Here is a 1,841-nt window from a genome sequence, read left to right as displayed (position 1 = left end):
CAGGAAAATCCGGTCAGCTCAGCCAATCGCTGGCGCTGAGACATTGAATATCCTTGTGATACAAAACTGCAAATATCGCCCAATACTGCTCCGGCCTCTACTGAAGCAAGTTGATCTTTATCCCCCAGTAGAATGAGCTGTGCATGTATAGGTAAGGCTTCGACTAATTTACTCATCATGGGTAAATCGACCATGGAGGCTTCATCTACCACCAATATATCCACATGTAATGGATTTTTACGGTGATGACGAAATTCAGCACTTTGTGGAATAGCACCAAGCAATCGATGTAACGTACTCGATTCGGTCGGTATTCGAGCTTTCAGAGCAGGATCAATGGCTAATTTTGCCACCGCTTGTCCAATCGATTCGGTTAAACGAGCGGCCGCTTTGCCCGTTGGTGCCACTAATTTAATCAGTGGTGTTTTACCTTGTTGATGAGCTTGACGAACTAAAGCGGCCAGTAGTTTAGTTACGGTGGTCGTTTTCCCGGTTCCCGGCCCGCCTGAAATAACGGCAAACCGACGAGTCAGGGCAATGGCCGCCGCCACCTTCTGCCAATTTATGCAGCAACGCTCTGGGACTAATTCATCCAATAAGACCAGATCACTAGCTCTTTGAGCGCGAACCAATACCGCGTCAATTGCTTGCCAATCAAGCGCCTCTTCTTCCACCACATCTAACCAATCACAAACCAAACGTTGGCGAATTACCGAAGAATCATGTTGATCCTGTAACGCCATAAAGAGCGCTTGGTAGTTTCGGGCAAATAACTCATCTAAACACGACTTAAGGTTTTGAACCATGGGAAGCTTTAAGCTCATTGGTGTACCAAAGCTTTGTAAATATTCAGCCAACGTCGCTTCATACTGCCAGTACCGATGTAGATATAAACGCCGTCCATCAAAAATTAACGGCACAACATCCTGTTGGGCACCGATGATTGAACATTGCGTGACCAGCGCTTGCCAGTCAATCGAATACCACAGTTCGTTAACGGCCTCGCCCAAGTTGCCATGCAAGCCAAGCTTACTGGCTAAGGCTGTTTTTTGACCACACTGGTCAAATAAAGGCAAGCAGATATGTCCTCGGCCTAATTCGGCACTGATGGCAGCACTAATGAACAATAACATCTGTTGCTGCTGGCTAGATAAAGCCTGCTTTTTCACGCACCCAAGCATAAATCGTGCAAATTGATAATCAAGCTGACGCAACGTACCCTGTTTAACCCATTGCATTAATTGAATTAATGGCTGCTCAATCATAAATCAAACTCCATCTGTCCTAAGTCATTAACCGGCGGTAATGCAGTCTGACCATCAATCGCTCGCTCTAGAGACTGAATAAATTCAAAACTCGGTTTGGCATAAAACACGCCACAGGGCGATTGCCCATCCATGCCGCGTAAAAAGAGATAATACACGCCCCCAAAATGAACCTGATAATCATAATCGGCTAAACGGCTACGCAAAAAACGATGCAGCGCTAATGTGTATAACTGATATTGCAGATCATAGCGATGCTCAACCATCGCCCGCTCAAGCGACTCGCCTTGATAGGCCTGCCGCTCATCTCCCAAATGGTTTGATTTCCAGTCTAATAGATAGTATTTACCTTTATATTCAAAAACTAAGTCGATAAACCCTTTCAACATACCTTGCACTGGATAAAATCCCAACTCCCCCGCTTGAGCAGATAATGGATCATAACGATGCGCCATTCGATTGAGTTCTGGGGCGGTTAATAGTTCAATCGGTAAGAGAAACTCCATCTCCGTTAAGCGCTGTGTTGGGGCCATTTGGTTAAGAGATAACGCTTGACCATCCAACGGGGTACTTAAC

The 1,841-nt window shown here is 45.7% G+C and carries 2 protein-coding genes; both read right to left on the bottom strand.

All coding sequences use genetic code 11. The features are described from left to right. Window positions 1–1,265 (bottom strand): exodeoxyribonuclease V subunit alpha (recD, locus tag B7C60_RS19110; RefSeq protein WP_245869304.1); only part of this gene is annotated, 1,265 nt, incomplete at its 3' end. Beyond that, the coding region (locus tag B7C60_RS19105; protein WP_245869301.1) for a PD-(D/E)XK nuclease family protein at window positions 1,262–1,841 on the bottom strand (580 nt) is incomplete at its 5' end. The genes B7C60_RS19105 and recD, both read right to left, overlap by 4 nt.

The organism is Vibrio fujianensis (genome assembly GCF_002749895.1).
GTDB classification, from domain to species: domain Bacteria; phylum Pseudomonadota; class Gammaproteobacteria; order Enterobacterales; family Vibrionaceae; genus Vibrio; species Vibrio fujianensis.
This window is presented reverse-complemented; position numbering and strand designations above follow the sequence as displayed.